Below are 18,044 nucleotides of genomic sequence, written 5' to 3' on the forward strand. Positions count from 1 at the left end.
GTCGGAGCGTAGCGCAGCCCGGTAGCGCACTTGTCTGGGGGACAAGGGGTCGTCGGTTCGAATCCGGCCGCTCCGACCATTTATTGCCATGCTGCAAGGAGTTAGCCGATGATCGACGCCGTTCTTCCGATTGTTCTCTTCATCGTCGTGATCTTCGTGCTCAACAAGGCTGTGACAGGCCGTTTCGGCTGATAGCCCCCTCTGTCACGCAACTGTCACGAAACTGTCACAAACGGCCCTTGCGGGCATCGCGGTGCCGCGACGGGACGCGGCGTGGGGCGGGGATAAAAATACTTATCCCCGGTTTCAGGCCGGGTCGGGACGGACCATCCAGACGATCAGATATTTCGCCGGGAAGGCCCAGACGACACCCGCCGTCAGATAGTAGACGAACTGCACGAAGCCGCCCTCCGGCAGGTGCCCGCTGACCGCGATGGTCATCACCAGGAATGCATAGAGCGTCAGGCCGATCAACAGGACGATCGTGCCGATCAGTTTTCGTGTGCGGATGCCGAGACGCATGGAGAACTCCGGATGGCGCTGCGCGGGATGACCAGACAATCCGAATTAGAGCATTCGGCCGGCTCTGCCTAGAGTCGTTCATCGTTTCACGGAACCGACGAACGACTCCAGGTTTCCGGTTTCGTCGCGTTTCCGGACGGAAAACCGGATTCCATTTTTCCTGAAAACGCTCCAGAGCCGCGCGGCGAGCTGTCGCGGGCGATGCGGACTAGGCGAGAGGCGCCGCGCAGTCTATTTCTAGATGCCATGAGCCTTCTGTCCCGCATCAATGCCGCCGAACGCTATCAGGCCAACCATCGCGCCATCGCGATCTGGCTGGCCTGCGTCGCCGCGCTGGTCTTCATCATGGTGGTGGTGGGCGGGTTGACGCGACTGACCGAGAGCGGGCTGTCGATCACCGAATGGAAGCCCGTGACCGGCGCGCTGCCGCCGATGAGCGAGGCGCACTGGCAGAAGGAGTTCGATCTCTACCGCCAGATCCCGCAATACCAGCTGATCAACAAGGGCATGTCGCTGGCCGAGTTCAAGACGATCTACTGGTGGGAATGGAGCCACCGCTTTCTCGGGCGGCTGATCGGACTGGCCTTCTTCGTGCCCTTTGTCTGGTTCCTCGTCACCAGGCGCGTCGAGCGGGCGCTGCTGCCGCGGCTCATCGGGCTGTTCGTGCTGGGCGGCATGCAGGGCGTGCTCGGCTGGTGGATGGTGATGAGCGGTCTGACCGAGCGAACCGAAGTCAGCCAGTACCGGCTGGCGGCGCATCTGGGGCTGGCGACACTGATCTATATGGCGCTGGTCTGGACGGTGCTCGATCTGATGCGCGGCAAGGCATCGCGGGCGCTCGATGGCATCGCCAAAGCGGCGCTGGCGCTTGTCGCCTTCGTCTTTCTGCAGACGATCCTCGGTGCCTTCGTGGCGGGCCTGCGTGCCGGCGCCGTCTACAATACCTGGCCGCTGATGGACGGGGCGTGGGTGCCCGAGGGGATGATGCGGCTCGCGCCGCTCTGGCACAATTTCTTCGAGAACCATCTGACCGTGCAGTTCCAACACCGGATCGCGGCCTATCTGCTGATCCTCGCCGCGGCCTGGCACTGGTTCGCGGCGCGGCGGACGCAAGCCGCGCAGGGCGCAGGGCTGCTGTTGCTCGCCATCGTGGCGCAGGCGTCGCTCGGCATCTGGACGGTGCTCTGGGCGGTGCCGATCCCGCTCGGCGCGGCGCATCAGGCCGGTGCGCTGATCGTGCTGACTGTGGCGCTGGCGCATGCGCACCGGGTGATGCGGTAGGGAAATCGCAGAGTAGAATGAGAGTGTGATTTTCTTTGTTCTGTCCTTTACGCTCAATGAATAGCGGACTTTCGGCTATGGAGGGATCATCATGCCTGACCACAGGTTTGGACGCAGTTCATCGTGGCACAGTCTCGCCAAGATGAGGCGCGATCTTGTGCAACTCAAGGCCGCTGACGGTACCGAAAACAAGAATGCAATTATCGATGCGGCCCAAGCTGCTGCGATTGCAGGCTGGAGTGCTGTAGACCGTTTCGTGGGCTCCGAGTATTCGCCTCCCGGCACCACCAAGGAAATTCTGAAAGAGGGATATCCGCATTTCGCGATTTGTCAGTCTATGGCAAACGAAGGCAAACACCTCCAAGTGCGCACGAGACCTGATGATGTATCTCTTGAAGCTAGCGTGAGCGCTACACATTCGGTGTCAATGCAAGAAACGTTGGGATTTGGCGAGGCGTTTTCTATTGAGATTGGACGAGGAGATGGGACTATTGAGCGACAGGAAAATGCCGGAGAGGAGCGTTCTAGAACGTCGAATTCCAAGCTTGAGCTAGCGCGAGTCAGTTCTTCCTATCGCGCAAAGATTGTGATGAAAGACGGCAGTCGATTGCTGGCATATGATGTATTGAGCGGAATAGCCGACCAAATCGAAACTCTTCTTAGAGATACTAGTGTGCCCCAGCCAGACGATTTGTAGGTGTCAAAAAGTGGTTTTCCGTGAGGACACGGAAGTATCAGGTCTGCGCCTGATCGTGCTGACGGTGGCGCTGTGGCATGGGCGCCGGATTATGCGGTAGGGGGATCACAAACGCGTATTGCTGTCCAGATAGTGCCATCGATTCCGTTGTGACGCTCTAGCGATGCGTCGATACGTGATGCTGATTCACGGGAGGGGGAAGTGATTGCAAAACTTCTGACGCAACCAGTTGCGGCCGTTGCTTTGTTTTTCGGCTCGGTGGGACTGTTTGTTTTTCTGCCACTCGCCACGGTCGGCTTCAAGGACGCAGCTTCTTATTTCGGCGCCCTCGTCGGTTTCGCGGCGCTTCTTGTTGGCGCAATGACAAATGCCGAACTTAACCGTAGGCGTGACGACCGGCTGCACAATCGAGACGTCCGAGCGGCTTTTAGCGCGGTACTATTTGAAGTTCAGCAAGTTGGGTTGGTAGCCGAACGAATAATAAATGCATTTGATAATCCGATTCCTCCCAGTCCCATGATTACCAATGACGACGTGCTTGAACAGCTTCTAGTTGCAATTACTGACAATGCCTTTCGTAAACACAACGATCAAATTTTTTCAGCCGCAGTGGAGCATCATGATGTGAGAGTGGATCGCATTGTTAAGTTCTATTATCAAATCGGAGGTTTTAGAGCGATTGCTAGCAAGTGGTATTTAGAGCAGGACGCAGAAGTTCGAATAGCGCTAGCTCAAGTATATCGCGGAGTGGCAAAAGCAGCCCTTACAATGTCAAAGAATGCCTCGGAAGATATCGGCTCTGCTCTAAAGACTCTTTCTTAGATATTTGTTCGTGATTTTTGGATGGGATTTCGATCTGCGGCTTTCGCTCGGAGCAGCATTTTATATTTTGTCTGAGTTTTCTTGCAAAAGCAGGAACAAGGAAAAGGAGCTTGTTGTCTCGACGAAAATCGGAATCCATCTGTGCCTGCGGCAAGAGGCACTGCGAGTGGGTCCCGGGGACGAGCCCCGGGATGACACCTTTGGTTTTGATTTCGTGCGGGGGCCTACGCTCCCCTCACCCTTCCGCCATCTGACGATGGCTCCCTCCCTCTCCCCGGAGGGGAGAGGGAAAGGGGGGTCGCTTCTTCTTACGTTCCCAGCGCCTGGTCAAGGTCGGCGATGATGTCGGCGGGGTCTTCGAGGCCGACCGAGAGGCGGACGACGTCGGGGCCGGCGCCGGCGGCGGTCTGCTGTTCCTCCGTCAACTGACGATGTGTCGTCGATGAGGGATGGATGATCAGGCTGCGCGTGTCGCCGACATTGGCGAGATGGCTCAGCAGTTCGACCTTGCTGACAAGGGCGATGCCCGCCTCATAGCCGCCTTTCAGGCCGAAGGTGAAGACGGCGCCGGCGCCTTTCGGCGAATATTTCTTCATCAGCTTGTTGAAGGGGTCGCTGTCGAGGCCGGCATAGGAGACCCAGGCGACCTTCGGATGGTCCTTCAGGAACTTCGCCACCTTCAGCGCCGAGTCCGAATGGCGCTGCATGCGCAGCGGCAGGGTTTCGATGCCGGTCAGGATCATGAAGGCGTTGAAGGGCGAGATGGCGGGGCCGAGATCGCGCAGGCCCAGCACGCGGCAGGCAATCGCAAAGGCGATGGGGCCGAAGGTCTCGGCGATCTTCAACCCGTGATAGGAGGCGCAGGGCTCGGTCATCGTCGGATATCTGCCGGACTTCACCCAGTCGAACTTGCCGCTGTCGACGATGATGCCGCCCATCGAATTGCCGTGGCCGCCAAGGAACTTCGTCGCCGAATGGACGACGATGTCGGCGCCGTGTTCGATCGGCCGGCAGAGATAGGGCGAGGCCAGCGTGTTGTCGACGATCAGCGGTACGCCGGCGTCATGCGCGAGTTTCGCAATCGCCGCGATGTCCATCACGATGCCGCCCGGATTGGCCAGGCTTTCGATGAAGACGGCCTTTGTCTTCGGGCCGATGGCCGACTTGATCGAGGCCGGATCGGTGCCGTCGGCCCAATCGACTTCCCAGCCGAACTTCTTGAAGGAGTGGCCGAACTGATTGATCGAGCCGCCATAGAGCTGCTTGACGGCGACGAAGCGGTCGCCGGGTTCGAGCAGGGTGTGGAAGGCCAGCATCTGCGCCGCATGGCCGGACGCGACGGCCAGCGCCGCCGTGCCGCCTTCGAGCGCGGCGACGCGCTCTTCCAGCACGGCGGTCGTCGGGTTGGTGATGCGGGTGTAGATGTTGCCGAAGGCCTGGAGGCCGAACAGCGAGGCCGCGTGATCGACATCGTCGAAGACGAAGGAGGTCGTCTGGTAGATCGGCGTGGCGCGGGCGCCGGTCGTGGGGTCGGGCTTCGCGCCGGCATGGATCGCGAGGGTGTCGAATTTGCGGTCGGTCATGTTTGCCTCGTTGGTTTTCTTTCGGTTCAAGTGGCGCTGTTCGTGGGCGCCGCCCCCCTCACCCTTCCGACGCCTGCGGCGTCTCCCTCCCTCTCCCCGATGGGGAGAGGGAAATTGGAGCGCGCATTTCAATCCCTCTCCCCGCAGGGGAGAGGGAGGGAGCGGGCGTCAGCCCGCGGAAGGGTGAGGGGGTCTTCAACGCCCCAATCTCGGTATCTCGATCTTCGGGCAGCGGTTCATCACGACTTTCAGGCCGGCGGCGCGGGCGCGGGTGGCGGCTTCCTCGTTGACGACGCCGAGTTGCATCCAGATGTATTTCGCGCCGATCTCGACCGCTTCGCCGGCGACGGGGCCGGCGGCTTCGGAATTGCGGAAGACGTCGACCATGTCGATCCTTTCGGGAATGTCGGCGAGCGTCGCATAGACCTTTTCGCCGTTGAGGGTCTGGCCGGCCAGACCCGGATTGACCGGGATCACGCGATAGCCTTTTCCTTGCAGGAACTGCATCACGCCGTAGGAGTCGCGGCGCGGATTGGCGCTGGCGCCGACAAGGGCGATCAGCTTCGTCTCGCGCAGGATTTCCTCGATGTCGGCGGCTGTCGCTTCCGATGCGGGCATCAGCGGTCTTCCCATTTCGGCTCGCGTTTTTCGATGAAGGCGCCGATACCTTCCTCGGCGTCGCGGGCGAGCATGTTTTTCACCATCACTTCGCTGGCATAGTCGTAGGCTTCGGCCAGCGGCTTTTCGAGCTGCTCGTAGAAGGCGCGCTTGCCGATCGAGACGGTATGCGCCGATTTCGAGGCGATGGTTTCGGCGAAACGGGCGACGGCGGCATCGAGTTCGGCGGCCGGCACGGCGCGGTTGACGAGGCCGATCTCGACGGCGCGGGCGGCCGAAATCATTTCGCCGGTCAGCAGCATTTCCATCGCCTGCTTGCGCGCGACGTTGCGCGAGAGCGCGACCATCGGCGTCGAACAGAAGAGACCGATATTGACGCCGGGCGTTGCGAATTTCGCCTCGTCCGCGGCGACGGCGAGGTCGCAGCTGGCGACAAGCTGACAGCCGGCGGCCGTGGCGATGCCGTGGACACGGGCGATGACCGGTTTCGGGCAATGGACGATCGCCTGCATCAAGGCGCTGCACTGGCGCATCGTCGCTTCGTAGAAGGCGCGGCCGCGATCGGCTTCGGCGCGGGCGGCCGTCAGTTCCTTCAGGTCGTGGCCGGCGCAGAAGCCGGGACCGGCGCCTGTCAGCACCACGGCGCGCACGGCACGGTCTTCGGCGATATGCGCGAATTCGGCCTGCAGCGCGTCCATCAGGTCGCGCGACAGGGCGTTGCGCTGCGCCGGGCGGTTCATCGTCAGGCGGGCGATGCCGCCTGCGTCCTCGCGGAGGAGGAGGGGCTCGGCGGCCTTTGCGGCGGGCTGGCTCATGGTGGCGTCTCCCTGTGTTTCTTGCGGGGGAGCATAGCGGGGGCGGCGCCTGTTGCACATACATAGCGTATATGCTATATAACAAACCAGATGACATGGAAGGTCGAAGTTCTCAATGAGACGGTCGCGGCCGAGATCGATGCCTTGCCGCTGCAGGTTCGGGCGTCGCTGACGCGCATTGTCGAACGCATCGCGCTTGTCGGTCTGGAGCGGATGCGCGAACCGCATGTCAAACACCTGCGCGGCAAGATATGGGAAATCCGCGCGAGCGGCGGCGAGGGCATCGGCCGGGCGCTTTACGTGACCGCCAAAGGCAAGCGCGTCGTTATCGTGCTTGCCTTCACCAAAAAGACGCAGAAGACGCCAGCGCGGCTTGTCGACCTGGCGGAAGAGCGAGCGAAGGATGTGCGATGAGTAACAAGACCAAGACGACCAAGACCATTCCGTTCGGGCGTCTTTCGGCCGAGTGGAAAAAGGATCCCGCGTTTCGGGCAGAGTATGAACGGCTTGGCCCGGTGATGGAGCTTGCCTTCAGGCTGGCCGAATTCCGACACAAGACAGGACTGACGCAAGCCGAAGTGGCAAAGCGGATGAAGACGACACAATCGGCGATTGCGCGACTCGAAAGCGGCAAGGTCGATCCCGGCCTGAAAACGCTGGCGGCGTATGCCGAGGCTGTGGGCGCGCGGCTCAAGGTCGATCTGGTGGCAAGCTAAATCTAAGTTCGCTTCATCCGGTAAAGCACATGGCGCCGCAGCTTGTGGCCGAGGGGCAGGTTCGGGTGGTCGAAATCGTCCTTCGGGTCGTGGGTCATGCCGAGGCGCCGCATGACGGCCTGGGAGCGGGTGTTGGCGGTGACGGTGAAGGAGACGATTTCGGGGAGGCCGGCGGCGAAGCCGTGGGCCAGCGCGGCGCGGGCGGCTTCCGAGGCGTAGCCTTTGCCCCAATGGGCCGGTGCGAGGCGCCAGCCGATCTCGACTGCAGGCGTGAAATGCGCCTCGAAGGTGACCGGGCGGATGCCGGTGAAGCCGATGAAGGGGGCGATGCCCGGCACTTCGAGGGCCCAGAAGCCATAGCCCATGATCTCGATGTCGGATTTCAGGATCTGCGCGACATTGTCGCTTTCGGCGCGGCTGAGCGTTCCCGGGAAATGCTCCATCACTTTCGGGTCGGCCGACATGGCGGCGAAGGGCGCGGAGTCGGCCTCAACCCATGGCCGCAGGATCAGGCGTTCGGTCGTCAGCGTGGCGGGGGGCATGGCTTTCTCCTCGGCGGGGTGCGGAGTTTAACCGCAGCGCGGCTTCGGGTAAAAGCGGCGGCAGCCAAGGGGAGGGCAAGGTGGCCGATTTCAAGCCGGTGATGAGCGTCGAGGCGCTGGAGGATTTCATGGCGCGCGAGTTCCCGCAGATGCGCGAGGGCGGCGCGCTGACGCGGATCGAGGAAGTGGGGCCGGGTTTCGCGCGGCTCAGGCTCGCCTTTGACGAGCGCAATCTCAGGCCCGGGGGCACGATTTCGGGCCCGGCGATGATGGCGCTGGCCGATTATGCGATGTATGCGGCGGTGCTGGCGCATATCGGGCCGGTGGCGCTGGCGGTGACCACCAACCTGTCGATCAATTTCCTCAGGAAGCCGGCCCCGGCCGACATTCTGGGCGAGGCGCGGCTCCTGAAGCTCGGACGGGCGCTGGCGGTCGGCGAGATCGCGATGTGGCAGGAGGGGGCGGAGGGCGACCCGGTCGCCCATGCGGTTTCGACCTATTCGATTCCGCCGAAGTGAGGGGGGCTGGCGGCAAAGGCAGCCGTAAGTCTTTCTTCCCACCCGGCCCCCAGGGGCGGGTGGGAAGATGGGGCAGTGGATGTGGGGTATTATAATACCCCATCGGCAAAAGCCTGTCATTTCAGCGTTTTTCGGGCCCCGGAGCGGCCGGATGTTGTTGACAGGTCCCCGGGGATCGCCTAGAAGCAGCGCCGAACCGGGGTGGCGCTTTGCCGCCCCTCTTTGATTTGCAGGATGTTTCGCAATGAAGACCTATTCCGCGAAAGCCTCGGAGATCGAGAAGAAGTGGATCGTGATCGATGCCGAAGGCATCGTGCTCGGCCGTCTTGCGTCCTATGTCGCCAATGTTCTGCGCGGCAAGACCAAGGTGACCTACACGCCTCATCTCGACTGCGGCGACAACGTGATCATCGTCAATGCGGCCAAGGTGGCTCTCACCGGCGCCAAATACGACGACAAGCGCTACTACCGCCATACGGGCCATCCCGGCGGCATCAAGGAAACCAGCCCGAAGCGCATTCTCGAAGGGCGCTTCCCGGAGCGCGTGCTGGAACTGGCGGTCAAGCGGATGATCCCGCGCGGGCCGCTCGGCCGCAAGCAGCTCGGCAACCTGCACATCTATGGCGGGCCCGAGCATCCGCATGAGGCGCAGCAGCCGCAGAAGATCGACTTCGCGGCGCGCAACCGCAAGAACGTCAGGATCGCATGACCATGTCCGAAACAACCACGCTTGAAGGCCTGAAAGAAGCGATCGCACCGGCGGCGGAAGCCGCGCCTGCGGAGCCCAAGCTCGACAAGTTCGGCCGCGCCTATGCGACCGGCAAGCGCAAGAACGCCGTTGCCCGCGTCTGGATCAAGCCGGGCTCGGGACGCATCAGCATCAACGGACGCACGCTCGAAGTCTATTTCGCGCGCCCGGTGCTCAGGATGATCCTCAACCAGCCGCTGGTGACCGCGCAGCGCGAAAAGCAGTACGACATCACCTGCACGGTGGTGGGCGGCGGCTTGTCGGGCCAGGCGGGCGCCATCCGCCACGGCATTTCGCGGGCGCTGACCTATTTCGAACCGGGCCTGCGTCCGGCGCTGAAGAAGGAAGGCTTCCTGACGCGCGACAGCCGCGTTGTCGAGCGCAAGAAATACGGCAAGGCGAAGGCCCGCCGCAGCTTCCAGTTCTCGAAGCGCTGATCCCCTCCGGGGTTCACGGAAAGGCGCTTCGTGGAAACGAGGCGCCTTTTTTGTTTGTGGCTTCCCCCCACCCGATCCGCTGACGCGGATCGACCTCCCCGCGAGGGGGAGGTGGGACACAAGTAGCGGAGCATGAAGAGATGACCACGAAGGTTTTCATCGATGGCGAAGTGGGGACGACGGGATTGCAGATCCGGGCGCGGCTCGACGGGCGCGACGATCTGGAACTGATTTCGCTGGGCGAGGACAGGCGCAAGGATGCCGGTGCGCGGAAAGAGGCACTCAACGCCGCCGACATCGTGGTGCTGTGCCTGCCGGACGATGCGGCGAAGGAAGCCGTGTCGCTGATCGGGAACAAGACGACGCGCGTCATCGATGCCTCGACGGCGCATCGCGTGGCGCCGGGCTGGGTCTACGGCTTTCCCGAAATGACGGCGGCGCAACGGCAGCTCGTGTCGGGTGCTTCGCGCGTCACCAATCCCGGCTGCTATCCGACCGGCGCCATCGCGCTGACGCGGCCACTTGTGGAGGCGGGGCTGTTGCCGGCGGACTGGCCGCTCACCGTCAATGCGGTGTCGGGCTATTCGGGCGGCGGCAAGCAGATGATCGCCGAGTTCGAGGATCAGGCGTCGTCGAACTACACGCTCGAAGCCTTCCGCGCCTATGCGCTGGGCCTCGCGCACAAGCATGTGCCGGAGATGCAGCAGAATATGGGGCTCGACCATCCGCCGCTCTTCACACCGAATGTCGGGCGCTATGCGCAGGGCATGATCGTCGAGGTGCCACTGCAGCTCTGGGCGCTGCCGGGCACGCCGTCGCTGGCGCAAGTGCATGAGGTGCTGGCGGCGGCTTACGACGGGCAGCGGTTCGTGTCGGTTGCGCCGCTTGCAGAGAGTGCGGCGATGACCAAGCTCGACCCGGAAGGGTTGAACGGCTCGAACGAGATGAAGCTGTTCGTCTTCGGCAACGAGAAGACGAAGCAGGCGCGGCTGGTGGCGCTGCTCGACAATCTCGGCAAGGGCGCGTCGGGACAGGCGGTGCAGTGCCTCAACATCATGATCGGCGCCGATGAGGGGCTCGGCGTCAATCTTTGATGGAAGAGGTTTGCACGCGAAGCCGCGAAGACGCGAAGAAGAAAGGAAGAAGAAGGGTTTTCACGCGGAGACGCGGAGTCGCGGAGAAGAGAAGAAAAATTATTGCGCCTTCGGCGCGAAGACTCTTCCTGCATGAAGAAGAAAGAATTGTTCACGCAGAGGCGCAGAGACGCAGAGGTGCCATCAAGCGGGGCGAGGGCAGCAAATCCAGCATGCGCCCTTTTTCTTTTTGCCGGGCTTTGCCCGGCAAAGAAAGTCAGGCGACAGGAAACGGCCGCTTGCCAAACATGCATTCCTCTCTGCGTCTCTGCGCCTCTGCGTGATACCTTCCCTTACTTCTTCTTCGCGTCTTCGCGGCTTCGCGTGCAAACCCTTCTTTTCTTCTCCGCGACTCCGCGTCTCCGCGTGCCAATTCCTTCCTACATTCTGAGCAGGATGACGCCGGCGGCGACGATGGTGGCGGCGGCGACGGCGCGCCAGCCGAGGCCTTCCTTCAGCAGCAGGCCGGAGATGAGCGCGGCGAAGACGACGCTGGTTTCGCGCAAGGCGGCGACGGGGCCGAGCGGCGCCAGCGTCATCGCCCAGATCACCAGCCAGTAGGCGATCACCGACATCACGCCGCCGGCAAAGCCGATGGCCATGGCGCGCTGCGGCACGAGGAACCTGCGGCCGCGGCGGGCGAGCACCAGCAGGAAGAAGATCAGCCCGTCGCCGGCGAAGAGCCAGATCACATAGATATGCGGGCTTTCGGCGACGCGGCCGCCAAGGCCGTCATTCAGCGTGTAGGCGGCGATGAAGAGCGAGGTGCCGAGCGCATAGGCGAGCGCGCGCGGGTCGTTGGGCAGGCCCGCGCCATTGGTGCGGCGGAAGGCGAGGCTGACAATGCCGATGGCGACCAGCGCGATGCCGACGAAAGCCGGCGTGGGCAGGATTTCGCCGAGCCAGACCGCGCCGATGATGGTGACGATCGCCGGCGCCAACCCGCGCGACAGCGGATAGACCTGGCCGAAATCTCCGTGTTCGTAGCATTTGACCAGGAAGAGCTTGTAGCCGGCATGGAGCAGGAAGGAGAGGGCGAGGATCTGCGCGACGTCCCAGCCGGGCAGGGGAATGAAGGGCAGGAAGGGCAGCGCGACGAGGCCCGTCGCCGCCGCAATCCAGCCCATCATCATCAGCCGGTCGGCGCCGGTCTTGACCAGCGCGTTCCAGGTGGCGTGCAGCAGGGCGGAGGCGAGGACGGCGAGGGTGACGGTCAGGGTCAAGGCGAGCGCTTTCGGCGGGACCGCGGGATGGCGGCACCCGGGGAGGCTAGCCTGTGGCGCTGAGTCTGCCGAGAGGGGATTTAGGCGAAGGGGTTTGCGCTGAACCACTTCACCTCCCCCTCGCGGGGAGGTCGAAGGGCGAAGCCCTTCGGGTGGGGGGCTCGGCGACGAATGGTGGGTGCTGTGTATGCCGCGCGGCCGCGACCCCCACCCGAGAAATCCGCGTACCGCGAATTTCTCGACCTCCCCGCAAGGGGGAGGTGGAAGGTTGGTTTCGGGTTCACCCGGTATTCGTCATTGCGAGGAGCGATAGCGACGAAGCAATCCAGAAAGCCGCAAATTCCGAAGTTGCCGCTTTCTAATTTCTGTTTCGTTTGCGACGGGCGTCTTGAGCTTAATCCTGAAGTTGCAGCTAGCTGGAAATCTGAAGATCGTAGAGTTTTCCCTCTCGATCTCGACACACACCCAGTCCCGAGACACGCAGGCCGACCATCGAGTACTTGAATTCACATCGCATAGTCGTTCCGTCGCCGGCACTGAGATTTGCCACACCCATTCCGGATGCTGAATCGGACGTCAGGCGCCCACTGCTGCCAATTGCCGTTACACCGACGTGTCCTTGTTCGCTGAGATAGTATGTCTCGCCGCCGGCTGTTCGCATGACAGTCCACGGTCCTTCAAAAGTCCTGTCAGCGAACGCAACTTTCATCGTCCCCGAATTTTCGCCTGCATCCGCGGTGCCTCTTCCAATCAGCCCTGTTTCCTGTTCGACCAACGTGACATTGACGGTTGTGCACGCAGCCACCAAGGCCGCCAGACAGATCACTCCAAAATTTTTCACGGCCAATTCCCTTCGAGTTTCCAGGGCGAATTCGTCATGCAACAAATGGAGCGTCGCTGTGCGGCACCGCGCCAAGAACGGATAACCCGGGAGATATCGTATCCCTCAATCCTCGCTCTTCACCAGCACATAAGACCCCGGTGCGTCTTCCAGCACCTTCAGCTTGCCGTCGCCCGGTTTGCGCGCCGCGACCATTTCGCCTGATTTTTCCGAGAGCCATTGTTCCCAGTCGGGCCACCATGAGCCCTTGTGGTCGGTCGCGCCTTCGAGCCATTCGGCGGCGGTGGCCGGCAGGTCGTCGTTCAGCCAGTGGTTGTACTTGTTCAGCGCGGGCGGGTTGATGACGCCGGCGATGTGGCCGGAGCCGGCGCAGATGAAGCGCACCGGGCCGCCGAAGAGTTTCGTTGCCTTGTAGACCGAGTTGTAGGGCGAGATGTGGTCCTCGCGGCTCGACTGCAGATAGACCGGCACCTTGACCTTGTGGAGGTCGAGCGTTTCGCCGCCGAGCTTCATGCGGCCTTCGGCGAGCTTGTTCTCGAGATAGCATTCGCGCAGATAGAAGACATGCATGGCGGACGGCAGGCGCGTCGCATCGGCGTTCCAGAACAGGATGTCGAAGGGCATCGGCTCGCGGCCGAGCAGGTAGTTGTTGACGACATAGTTCCAGATCAGGTCGTTGGAGCGCAGCATGTTGAAGGTCGAGGCCATGGTCGAGCCCTTCAGGTAGCCGCCTTCCTGATGCATCTGGCGTTCGATGTCGGCGATCTGTTCCTCGTCGATGAAGACCTTGAGTTCGCCGGCCTCGGTGAAGTCCATCTGGGCGACCAGGAAGGTCGCCGACGTGATGCGGGTGTCGCCGCGCGCCGCCATGTGGGCCAGCGCGCAGGCCAGCAGCGTGCCGCCGATGCAATAGCCGACCGCGTTGACTTCCTTTTCGCCGGTCGCAAGTTCCACCGCGTCGAGTGCCGCATAGACGCCTTCGATCATGTAGTCCTCGAAGGTCTTCAGGGCGAGCTTCGCGTCCGGGTTGACCCAGCTGGCGATGAAGACCGTGTAGCCCTTGTCGAGCGCATGTTTGATGAAGGATTTTTCGGGCGTCAGGTCGAGGATGTAATATTTGTTGATCCAGGGCGGGAAGATCACCAGCGGGCGCTTGTGGACCTTTGCGGTCGAGGGCTCGTATTGAATGAGCTGCATCAGCTCGTTCTGGAAGACGACCTTGCCGGGTGTCGTCGCGATGTTCTCGCCGAGCCTGAAGGCCGACATGTCGGTCTGCTGGATGTCGATATGGCCGTGGCCGCGCTCGATGTCGTCGAGCAGGCGTTCCATGCCGGCGACCAGGTTCTCGCCGTTGGAGGCCAGCGTGGTGCGCAGGATTTCCGGATTGGTGAAGACGAAGTTGGAGGGCGAGACCGCATTGGCGATCTGGCGGACATAGAAATCGGCCTGTTCGCGCGTATGCGGGTCGATGCCCTCGGCGGCGCGGATGCGGTCGGTCAGCCATTTGCCGGTCAGGAGATAGGATTGCTTCATCAGGTCGAAGACGATGTTCTCCTGCCAGTCGGGATCGCGGAAGCGCTTGTCGCTGCGGCTCGGCTCGGCGACCGGGGCGACATCCTCGCCCAGCAGGAAGCGGCGGGTCATCGAACCGGCGAGATCGAGATAGCCCTGCCAGAGCGACAGCTGCGCCTCGACCAGGCGGGCGGGATTGGCCAGGTAGCTGCCGGCAACCGCCATCAGGGTGCGGGCGACGCGCTGGAACTCGTGCAGGTGGCGGTCGCCGCTGCCGGGCGAATCATCCGGCCGGGCCAGCAGGCGGGCGGCCTTCTGGCCGAGGGTCGCGGCGCGCAGCAGGTTGACGGCAAGCGCGCCCGGATCGGGCATCACGAAGCCCCGGGGCGTCTTTTCGGGGGCGGATTTGACGGTTGCGGTTTCGGCGGGGGCGGTTTCGGCGCGGGGGGCGGTCTTCTTGCGGCGGCTTTTTGGGGCGCTCATCTGCGGTCCTTGGGGGCTTTTCGGGTCTTTGTCCAGCGATCGGGCCAGCAATCGATATGGGTCGCGGGGCGCTTGGTCACAGGCCCCGGGGCGACAAAATCTTTCGCTGGCCCAGCCTATACTATAGGCTTGCGCATGTCCGCCGGATGACAGGCGGGCGGCGCCATCAAATTCAGGGAGTTCGAGAGATGTCCGCTCAGGCGAAGATGGGACCGGCGATTGCAACGGTCCTGCTGGCGGGATTGCTGACGGCGGGCTGTTCGGGACTGACCGACCAGGCGCTTTACGGCGGCACGCCGGCTGCGGCGGCCCCCGACGCGACCTTCCCGGACCTGCGCAGCGTGCCGCAGACGGCGCCGCAGACGACATCGCCCGAGGCCCAGCAACAGATCGCCGGCGACCTGACCGCCGACCGCGCGCAGGCGCGTTATGCCGACCAGCTGCTCAGGGCCGGCACGGCCGCGCCTGCCGCCGGTTCGTCCGGCCGCGCCGGGCCGCTGCCGCCGCCGCTGCCAGCGCTGGACGACATTCCGGCCGGGCTCGAAAGCGACCGGCAATCGCTCTATCAGGATGCGCCGGTGATTCCGATGCCGGCGCGGGGCGGGCATCGCGACATGGCGGCCGTGTTCAAGCTCGAAACGGCGGCCCGCGAGGCGACGCCGGCCGAGGCCGCCGTGGTGACCGAGGACGGGGCGCCTGCGGCCGCGCCGACCGCCGGGGCCGATGGCGGCCCCGAGGTGGTGCCGGCACCGACCAAGCGGGTGACCGTGAAGCCGGTGATCGGCCAGGCCACGCAGGCCAGCCAGCCCTGAGCCCGCCCGGCCACGTTCCGGCCGGATTTTCCCTCTATCCGACGGCGCGCAGGGCTTTGGCGGGGCCGGCTTTGGCGTTATAAGGGCGCCCTGTGTCCGGCCTTGCGGGCCCGTCCGCGTCTCCAGGAAGCTGCCATGAGCGAAGAGTTTCATCGCATAAAGCGTCTGCCGCCCTATGTCTTCGAGAGCGTCAACAAGCTCAAGGCCAAGGCGCGCGCCGAGGGCAAGGACATCATCGATTTCGGCATGGGCAATCCCGACATGCCGACGCCGCCGCATATCGTCGAGAAGCTGATCGAGGCGGTGCGCGACCCGAAGACGCATCGCTATTCATCCTCGCGCGGCATTCCGGGCCTGCGCAAGGCGCAGGCGGCCTATTACCAGCGCCGCTTCGGGGTGACGCTCAATCCCGAGACCGAGGTCATCGCGACGCTCGGTTCGAAGGAGGGGCTGGCCAATCTCGCCCAGGCGATCACCGCGCCGGGCGACGTGATCCTCTGTCCCAATCCCAGCTATCCGATCCATGCCTTCGGCTTCATCATTTCGGGCGCCGTCATCCGCTCGGTGCCGTTCGAGAGTGCGGACGGGTTTTTCGACATGCTGGAGCGCGGCGTGCGCCACAGCGTGCCCAAGCCCGTGGCGCTGGTCGTGTCCTATCCGTCCAACCCGACGGCGCAGGTCGCCGATCTCGATTTCTATCGCGAGGTGATCGCCTTTGCGGCCAAGCACGATCTTTTCGTGATTTCGGATCTCGCCTATTCGGAAATCTATTTCGACGGCAATCCGCCGCCCTCGATCCTGCAGGTGCCGGGGGCACGCGAGCGCACGGTCGAATTCACCTCGCTGTCGAAGACCTATGCGATGCCCGGCTGGCGCATGGGCTTTGCGGTCGGCAACGAACGGCTGATCAATGCGCTGGGCCGCGTCAAATCCTATCTCGATTACGGCGCCTTCACGCCGATCCAGGTGGCGGCGACGGCCGCGCTCAACGGACCGCAGGACTGCGTCGCCGAGATCCGCGCCACCTATCAGCATCGCCGCGACGTGCTGGTCGACAGCATGGGCCGTGCCGGCTGGGACATTCCCTCGCCGCCGGCCAGCATGTTTGCCTGGTCGCCGATCCCCGAGAAATTCCGCCACATCGGCTCGCTCGGTTTCGCGACGCTGCTGCTCGAACAGGCCGATGTCGCGGTCGCGCCGGGCATCGGCTTCGGCGAATATGGCGACGGGCATGTGCGCATCGGCCTGGTCGAAAACGAGCAGCGCATCCGGCAGGCGGCGCGCAACGTCAAGCGCATGATGAGCCATGCCGACCAGATCATCGCCGAATACGAGGAACGGGTCGGCATCAAGTCGAGCGTCGTGGCGCATCCCAATTCAACGCGGGCAGGGCGGACGTGAGCGAGGTTCTGCGGCTCGGGATTGCCGGCCTCGGCACGGTGGGGGCGGGTGTGGTCAAGATTCTGACCGCGCGCGGCGCGCATCTGTCGGCGGCGACCGGCCGGTCCATCGCGATCAGCGCCGTATCGGCGCGTGACCGCAAGAAGGATCGCGGCATCGATCTGTCCGGCATCCGCTGGGAAGACGATCCGCTGGCGCTGGCCCGGGCCGATGACGTCGATGTCGTTGTCGAGCTGATCGGCGGTTCGGAGGGCGTGGCGCGCGATCTCGTCGAGGCGGCGCTTGGCGCGGGCAAGCATGTCGTCACCGCCAACAAGGCGCTGGTCGCCCATCATGGCGGGAGCCTCGCGCGGCTGGCCGAAGCGAAAGGCGTCGCGCTCAACTACGAGGCGGCGGTGGCGGGCGGCATTCCGATCGTCAAGACAATGCGCGAGGCGCTGGCGGCCAACGAGGTCCGCAGCATCCACGGCATTCTCAATGGCACCTGCAACTACATCCTGACCGAGATGGAGACGACGGGGCGCGATTTCGGCGACGTGCTGAAGGACGCGCAGGCGCTCGGCTATGCCGAGGCCGATCCCTCCTTCGATGTCGGCGGGGTCGACGCCGCGCACAAGCTGGCGATCCTGACCAGTCTTGCCTTCGGTACGGAAGTCGATTTCGGCGCGGTGCAGATCGAGGGCATCGAGAAGATCAGCGCGACCGACATCTCCTTTGCGCGCGAGTTCGGCTACAAGATCCGGCTGCTGGCCATCGCCGAGAAGCTCGAAAGCGGCATCGTGCAGCGCGTGCATCCGGCGCTGGTGCCGGAAGGAACGCCGCTTGCCGCGGTGTCGGGTGTCTACAATGCGGTGGCGGTGGATGCCGACCGGGTCGGCCATATGGTGCTCGAAGGGCGTGGCGCCGGCGAAGGCCCGACCGCATCGGCGGTGCTTTCCGACATTGTCGACATTGCCCGCGGCCTCATCCTGCCGCCCTTCATCGTGCCGGCGGATTGCTTGAAGAAACTCGTGCAACCGCCTGTCGATACACATAAAAAGTCGTTCTATATCCGGGTGCGTGCGGTTGACCGCGCGGGCAGCATGGCGGCGATCACGCAGGCGCTGGCACAGGCCTCGGTTTCGATCGAGCGGATCGTACAGCGCGGCGACCGGAAGGATGGCAGCGGCCGTCTGCCCGTCGTTTTCGTGACGCATGAAACCGACGAAGGCACAATGGCCCGCGCGCGGGCACATCTGGCAGAACATGAGGACGTGGCGGGCACGCCGCTGGTCTTGAGGATCGAGGACGGTGAACTTCGCTGAGCGCGCGGAGGATTGCCTTGCGACATTTGTGTGAGG

The 18,044-nt window shown here is 63.4% G+C and carries 20 protein-coding genes and 1 tRNA gene; 13 read left to right on the plus strand and 8 right to left on the minus strand.

Going from position 1 to position 18,044, the window contains the following annotated elements; genetic code table 11:
- The first annotated feature begins 2 nt into the window (after positions 1 to 2).
- Positions 3 to 79, plus strand: a tRNA-Pro gene (locus tag AAC071_RS12805).
- A gap of 227 nt (positions 80 to 306) precedes the next feature.
- Here the strand turns inward: AAC071_RS12805 and AAC071_RS12810 are convergent.
- The gene (locus AAC071_RS12810; protein ID WP_339833071.1) at positions 307 to 522 is read right to left on the minus strand and encodes a DUF2842 domain-containing protein; all 216 of its coding nucleotides are present in this window, start codon (positions 520 to 522) and stop codon (positions 307 to 309) included.
- Between the two features lie 246 nt (positions 523 to 768).
- Here AAC071_RS12810 and AAC071_RS12815 point away from each other — a divergent pair, with 246 nt between their 5' ends.
- The 3 genes from AAC071_RS12815 to AAC071_RS12825 all read left to right on the plus strand — a co-directional run bounded on the left by AAC071_RS12815 (position 769) and on the right by AAC071_RS12825 (position 3,322).
- The gene (locus AAC071_RS12815; RefSeq protein ID WP_339833072.1) at positions 769 to 1,803 is read left to right on the plus strand and encodes a COX15/CtaA family protein; all 1,035 of its coding nucleotides are present in this window, start codon (positions 769 to 771) and stop codon (positions 1,801 to 1,803) included.
- A 91-nt stretch (positions 1,804 to 1,894) separates the two neighbouring features.
- Complete coding sequence (locus AAC071_RS12820; RefSeq protein WP_339833073.1) at positions 1,895 to 2,500, plus strand: hypothetical protein; 606 nt, start codon at positions 1,895 to 1,897, stop codon at positions 2,498 to 2,500.
- Between the two features lie 201 nt (positions 2,501 to 2,701).
- On the plus strand, positions 2,702 to 3,322 hold the full coding sequence (locus AAC071_RS12825; protein ID WP_339833074.1) for a hypothetical protein: 621 nt from the start codon (positions 2,702 to 2,704) through the stop codon (positions 3,320 to 3,322).
- 308 nt (positions 3,323 to 3,630) lie between these two features.
- On the opposite strand, the gene AAC071_RS12830 is transcribed toward AAC071_RS12825, so the two are convergent.
- The 3 genes from AAC071_RS12830 to AAC071_RS12840 all read right to left on the minus strand — a co-directional run bounded on the left by AAC071_RS12830 (position 3,631) and on the right by AAC071_RS12840 (position 6,338).
- Complete coding sequence (locus AAC071_RS12830) at positions 3,631 to 4,905, minus strand: O-acetylhomoserine aminocarboxypropyltransferase (protein WP_339833075.1); 1,275 nt, start codon at positions 4,903 to 4,905, stop codon at positions 3,631 to 3,633.
- Between the two features lie 195 nt (positions 4,906 to 5,100).
- Positions 5,101 to 5,523: a CoA-binding protein gene (locus AAC071_RS12835; RefSeq protein ID WP_339833077.1), complete on the minus strand. Its 423-nt coding sequence runs from the start codon at positions 5,521 to 5,523 to the stop codon at positions 5,101 to 5,103.
- Complete coding sequence (locus tag AAC071_RS12840; RefSeq protein ID WP_339833079.1) at positions 5,523 to 6,338, minus strand: enoyl-CoA hydratase; 816 nt, start codon at positions 6,336 to 6,338, stop codon at positions 5,523 to 5,525. The genes AAC071_RS12835 and AAC071_RS12840 overlap by 1 nt, the downstream gene beginning before the upstream one ends.
- Before the next feature lie 90 nt (positions 6,339 to 6,428).
- Here AAC071_RS12840 and AAC071_RS12845 point away from each other — a divergent pair, with 90 nt between their 5' ends.
- Positions 6,429 to 6,752 carry a type II toxin-antitoxin system RelE/ParE family toxin gene (locus AAC071_RS12845; protein WP_339833081.1) on the plus strand — a complete coding sequence of 108 codons (324 nt, stop codon included), beginning with the start codon at positions 6,429 to 6,431 and terminating at the stop codon, positions 6,750 to 6,752.
- Positions 6,749 to 7,054, plus strand: coding sequence for a helix-turn-helix transcriptional regulator (locus AAC071_RS12850; RefSeq protein WP_339833083.1), 306 nt, complete (start codon positions 6,749 to 6,751; stop codon positions 7,052 to 7,054). Before AAC071_RS12845 ends, AAC071_RS12850 begins: the two co-directional genes overlap by 4 nt.
- 2 nt (positions 7,055 to 7,056) lie before the next feature.
- Here AAC071_RS12850 and AAC071_RS12855 read toward each other — a convergent pair whose 3' ends face one another.
- Positions 7,057 to 7,596: a GNAT family N-acetyltransferase gene (locus AAC071_RS12855; protein WP_339833084.1), complete on the minus strand. Its 540-nt coding sequence runs from the start codon at positions 7,594 to 7,596 to the stop codon at positions 7,057 to 7,059.
- A gap of 101 nt (positions 7,597 to 7,697) precedes the next feature.
- Here AAC071_RS12855 and AAC071_RS12860 point away from each other — a divergent pair, with 101 nt between their 5' ends.
- The 4 genes from AAC071_RS12860 (at position 7,698) to argC (ending at position 10,393) form a co-directional block, all read left to right on the plus strand.
- Entirely contained in the window at positions 7,698 to 8,114 is a 417-nt protein-coding gene (locus AAC071_RS12860; protein ID WP_339833203.1) for a PaaI family thioesterase, read from the plus strand.
- A 244-nt stretch (positions 8,115 to 8,358) separates the two neighbouring features.
- Positions 8,359 to 8,823 carry a 50S ribosomal protein L13 gene (rplM, locus tag AAC071_RS12865; protein ID WP_339833085.1) on the plus strand — a complete coding sequence of 155 codons (465 nt, stop codon included), beginning with the start codon at positions 8,359 to 8,361 and terminating at the stop codon, positions 8,821 to 8,823.
- Between the two features lie 2 nt (positions 8,824 to 8,825).
- On the plus strand, positions 8,826 to 9,299 hold the full coding sequence (gene rpsI / locus AAC071_RS12870; protein ID WP_339833086.1) for a 30S ribosomal protein S9: 474 nt from the start codon (positions 8,826 to 8,828) through the stop codon (positions 9,297 to 9,299).
- Between the two features lie 140 nt (positions 9,300 to 9,439).
- Complete coding sequence (gene argC, locus AAC071_RS12875; RefSeq protein ID WP_339833088.1) at positions 9,440 to 10,393, plus strand: N-acetyl-gamma-glutamyl-phosphate reductase; 954 nt, start codon at positions 9,440 to 9,442, stop codon at positions 10,391 to 10,393.
- Between the two features lie 419 nt (positions 10,394 to 10,812).
- Here argC and AAC071_RS12880 read toward each other — a convergent pair whose 3' ends face one another.
- The 3 genes from AAC071_RS12880 to phaC all read right to left on the minus strand — a co-directional run bounded on the left by AAC071_RS12880 (position 10,813) and on the right by phaC (position 14,491).
- Complete coding sequence (locus AAC071_RS12880) at positions 10,813 to 11,655, minus strand: EamA family transporter (protein WP_339833089.1); 843 nt, start codon at positions 11,653 to 11,655, stop codon at positions 10,813 to 10,815.
- Between the two features lie 412 nt (positions 11,656 to 12,067).
- Positions 12,068 to 12,496, minus strand: a complete 429-nt coding sequence (locus AAC071_RS12885) for a hypothetical protein (RefSeq protein ID WP_339833090.1) — start codon at positions 12,494 to 12,496, stop codon at positions 12,068 to 12,070.
- Between the two features lie 105 nt (positions 12,497 to 12,601).
- Positions 12,602 to 14,491 carry a class I poly(R)-hydroxyalkanoic acid synthase gene (phaC, locus tag AAC071_RS12890; RefSeq protein ID WP_339833091.1) on the minus strand — a complete coding sequence of 630 codons (1,890 nt, stop codon included), beginning with the start codon at positions 14,489 to 14,491 and terminating at the stop codon, positions 12,602 to 12,604.
- Between the two features lie 188 nt (positions 14,492 to 14,679).
- Here phaC and AAC071_RS12895 point away from each other — a divergent pair, with 188 nt between their 5' ends.
- The 3 genes from AAC071_RS12895 (at position 14,680) to AAC071_RS12905 (ending at position 18,008) form a co-directional block, all read left to right on the plus strand.
- The gene (locus AAC071_RS12895; RefSeq protein ID WP_339833092.1) at positions 14,680 to 15,303 is read left to right on the plus strand and encodes a hypothetical protein; all 624 of its coding nucleotides are present in this window, start codon (positions 14,680 to 14,682) and stop codon (positions 15,301 to 15,303) included.
- A gap of 135 nt (positions 15,304 to 15,438) precedes the next feature.
- Positions 15,439 to 16,704 (plus strand): LL-diaminopimelate aminotransferase, encoded by a 1,266-nt coding sequence (locus AAC071_RS12900; RefSeq protein WP_339833093.1) that lies wholly within the window; start codon positions 15,439 to 15,441, stop codon positions 16,702 to 16,704.
- The gene (locus tag AAC071_RS12905) at positions 16,701 to 18,008 is read left to right on the plus strand and encodes a homoserine dehydrogenase (RefSeq protein WP_339833095.1); all 1,308 of its coding nucleotides are present in this window, start codon (positions 16,701 to 16,703) and stop codon (positions 18,006 to 18,008) included. The genes AAC071_RS12900 and AAC071_RS12905 overlap by 4 nt, the downstream gene beginning before the upstream one ends.
- The last annotated feature ends 36 nt before the right edge of the window (positions 18,009 to 18,044 follow it).

It is taken from the genome of uncultured Parvibaculum sp., from assembly GCF_963975745.1.
Lineage (GTDB): Bacteria > Pseudomonadota > Alphaproteobacteria > Parvibaculales > Parvibaculaceae > Parvibaculum.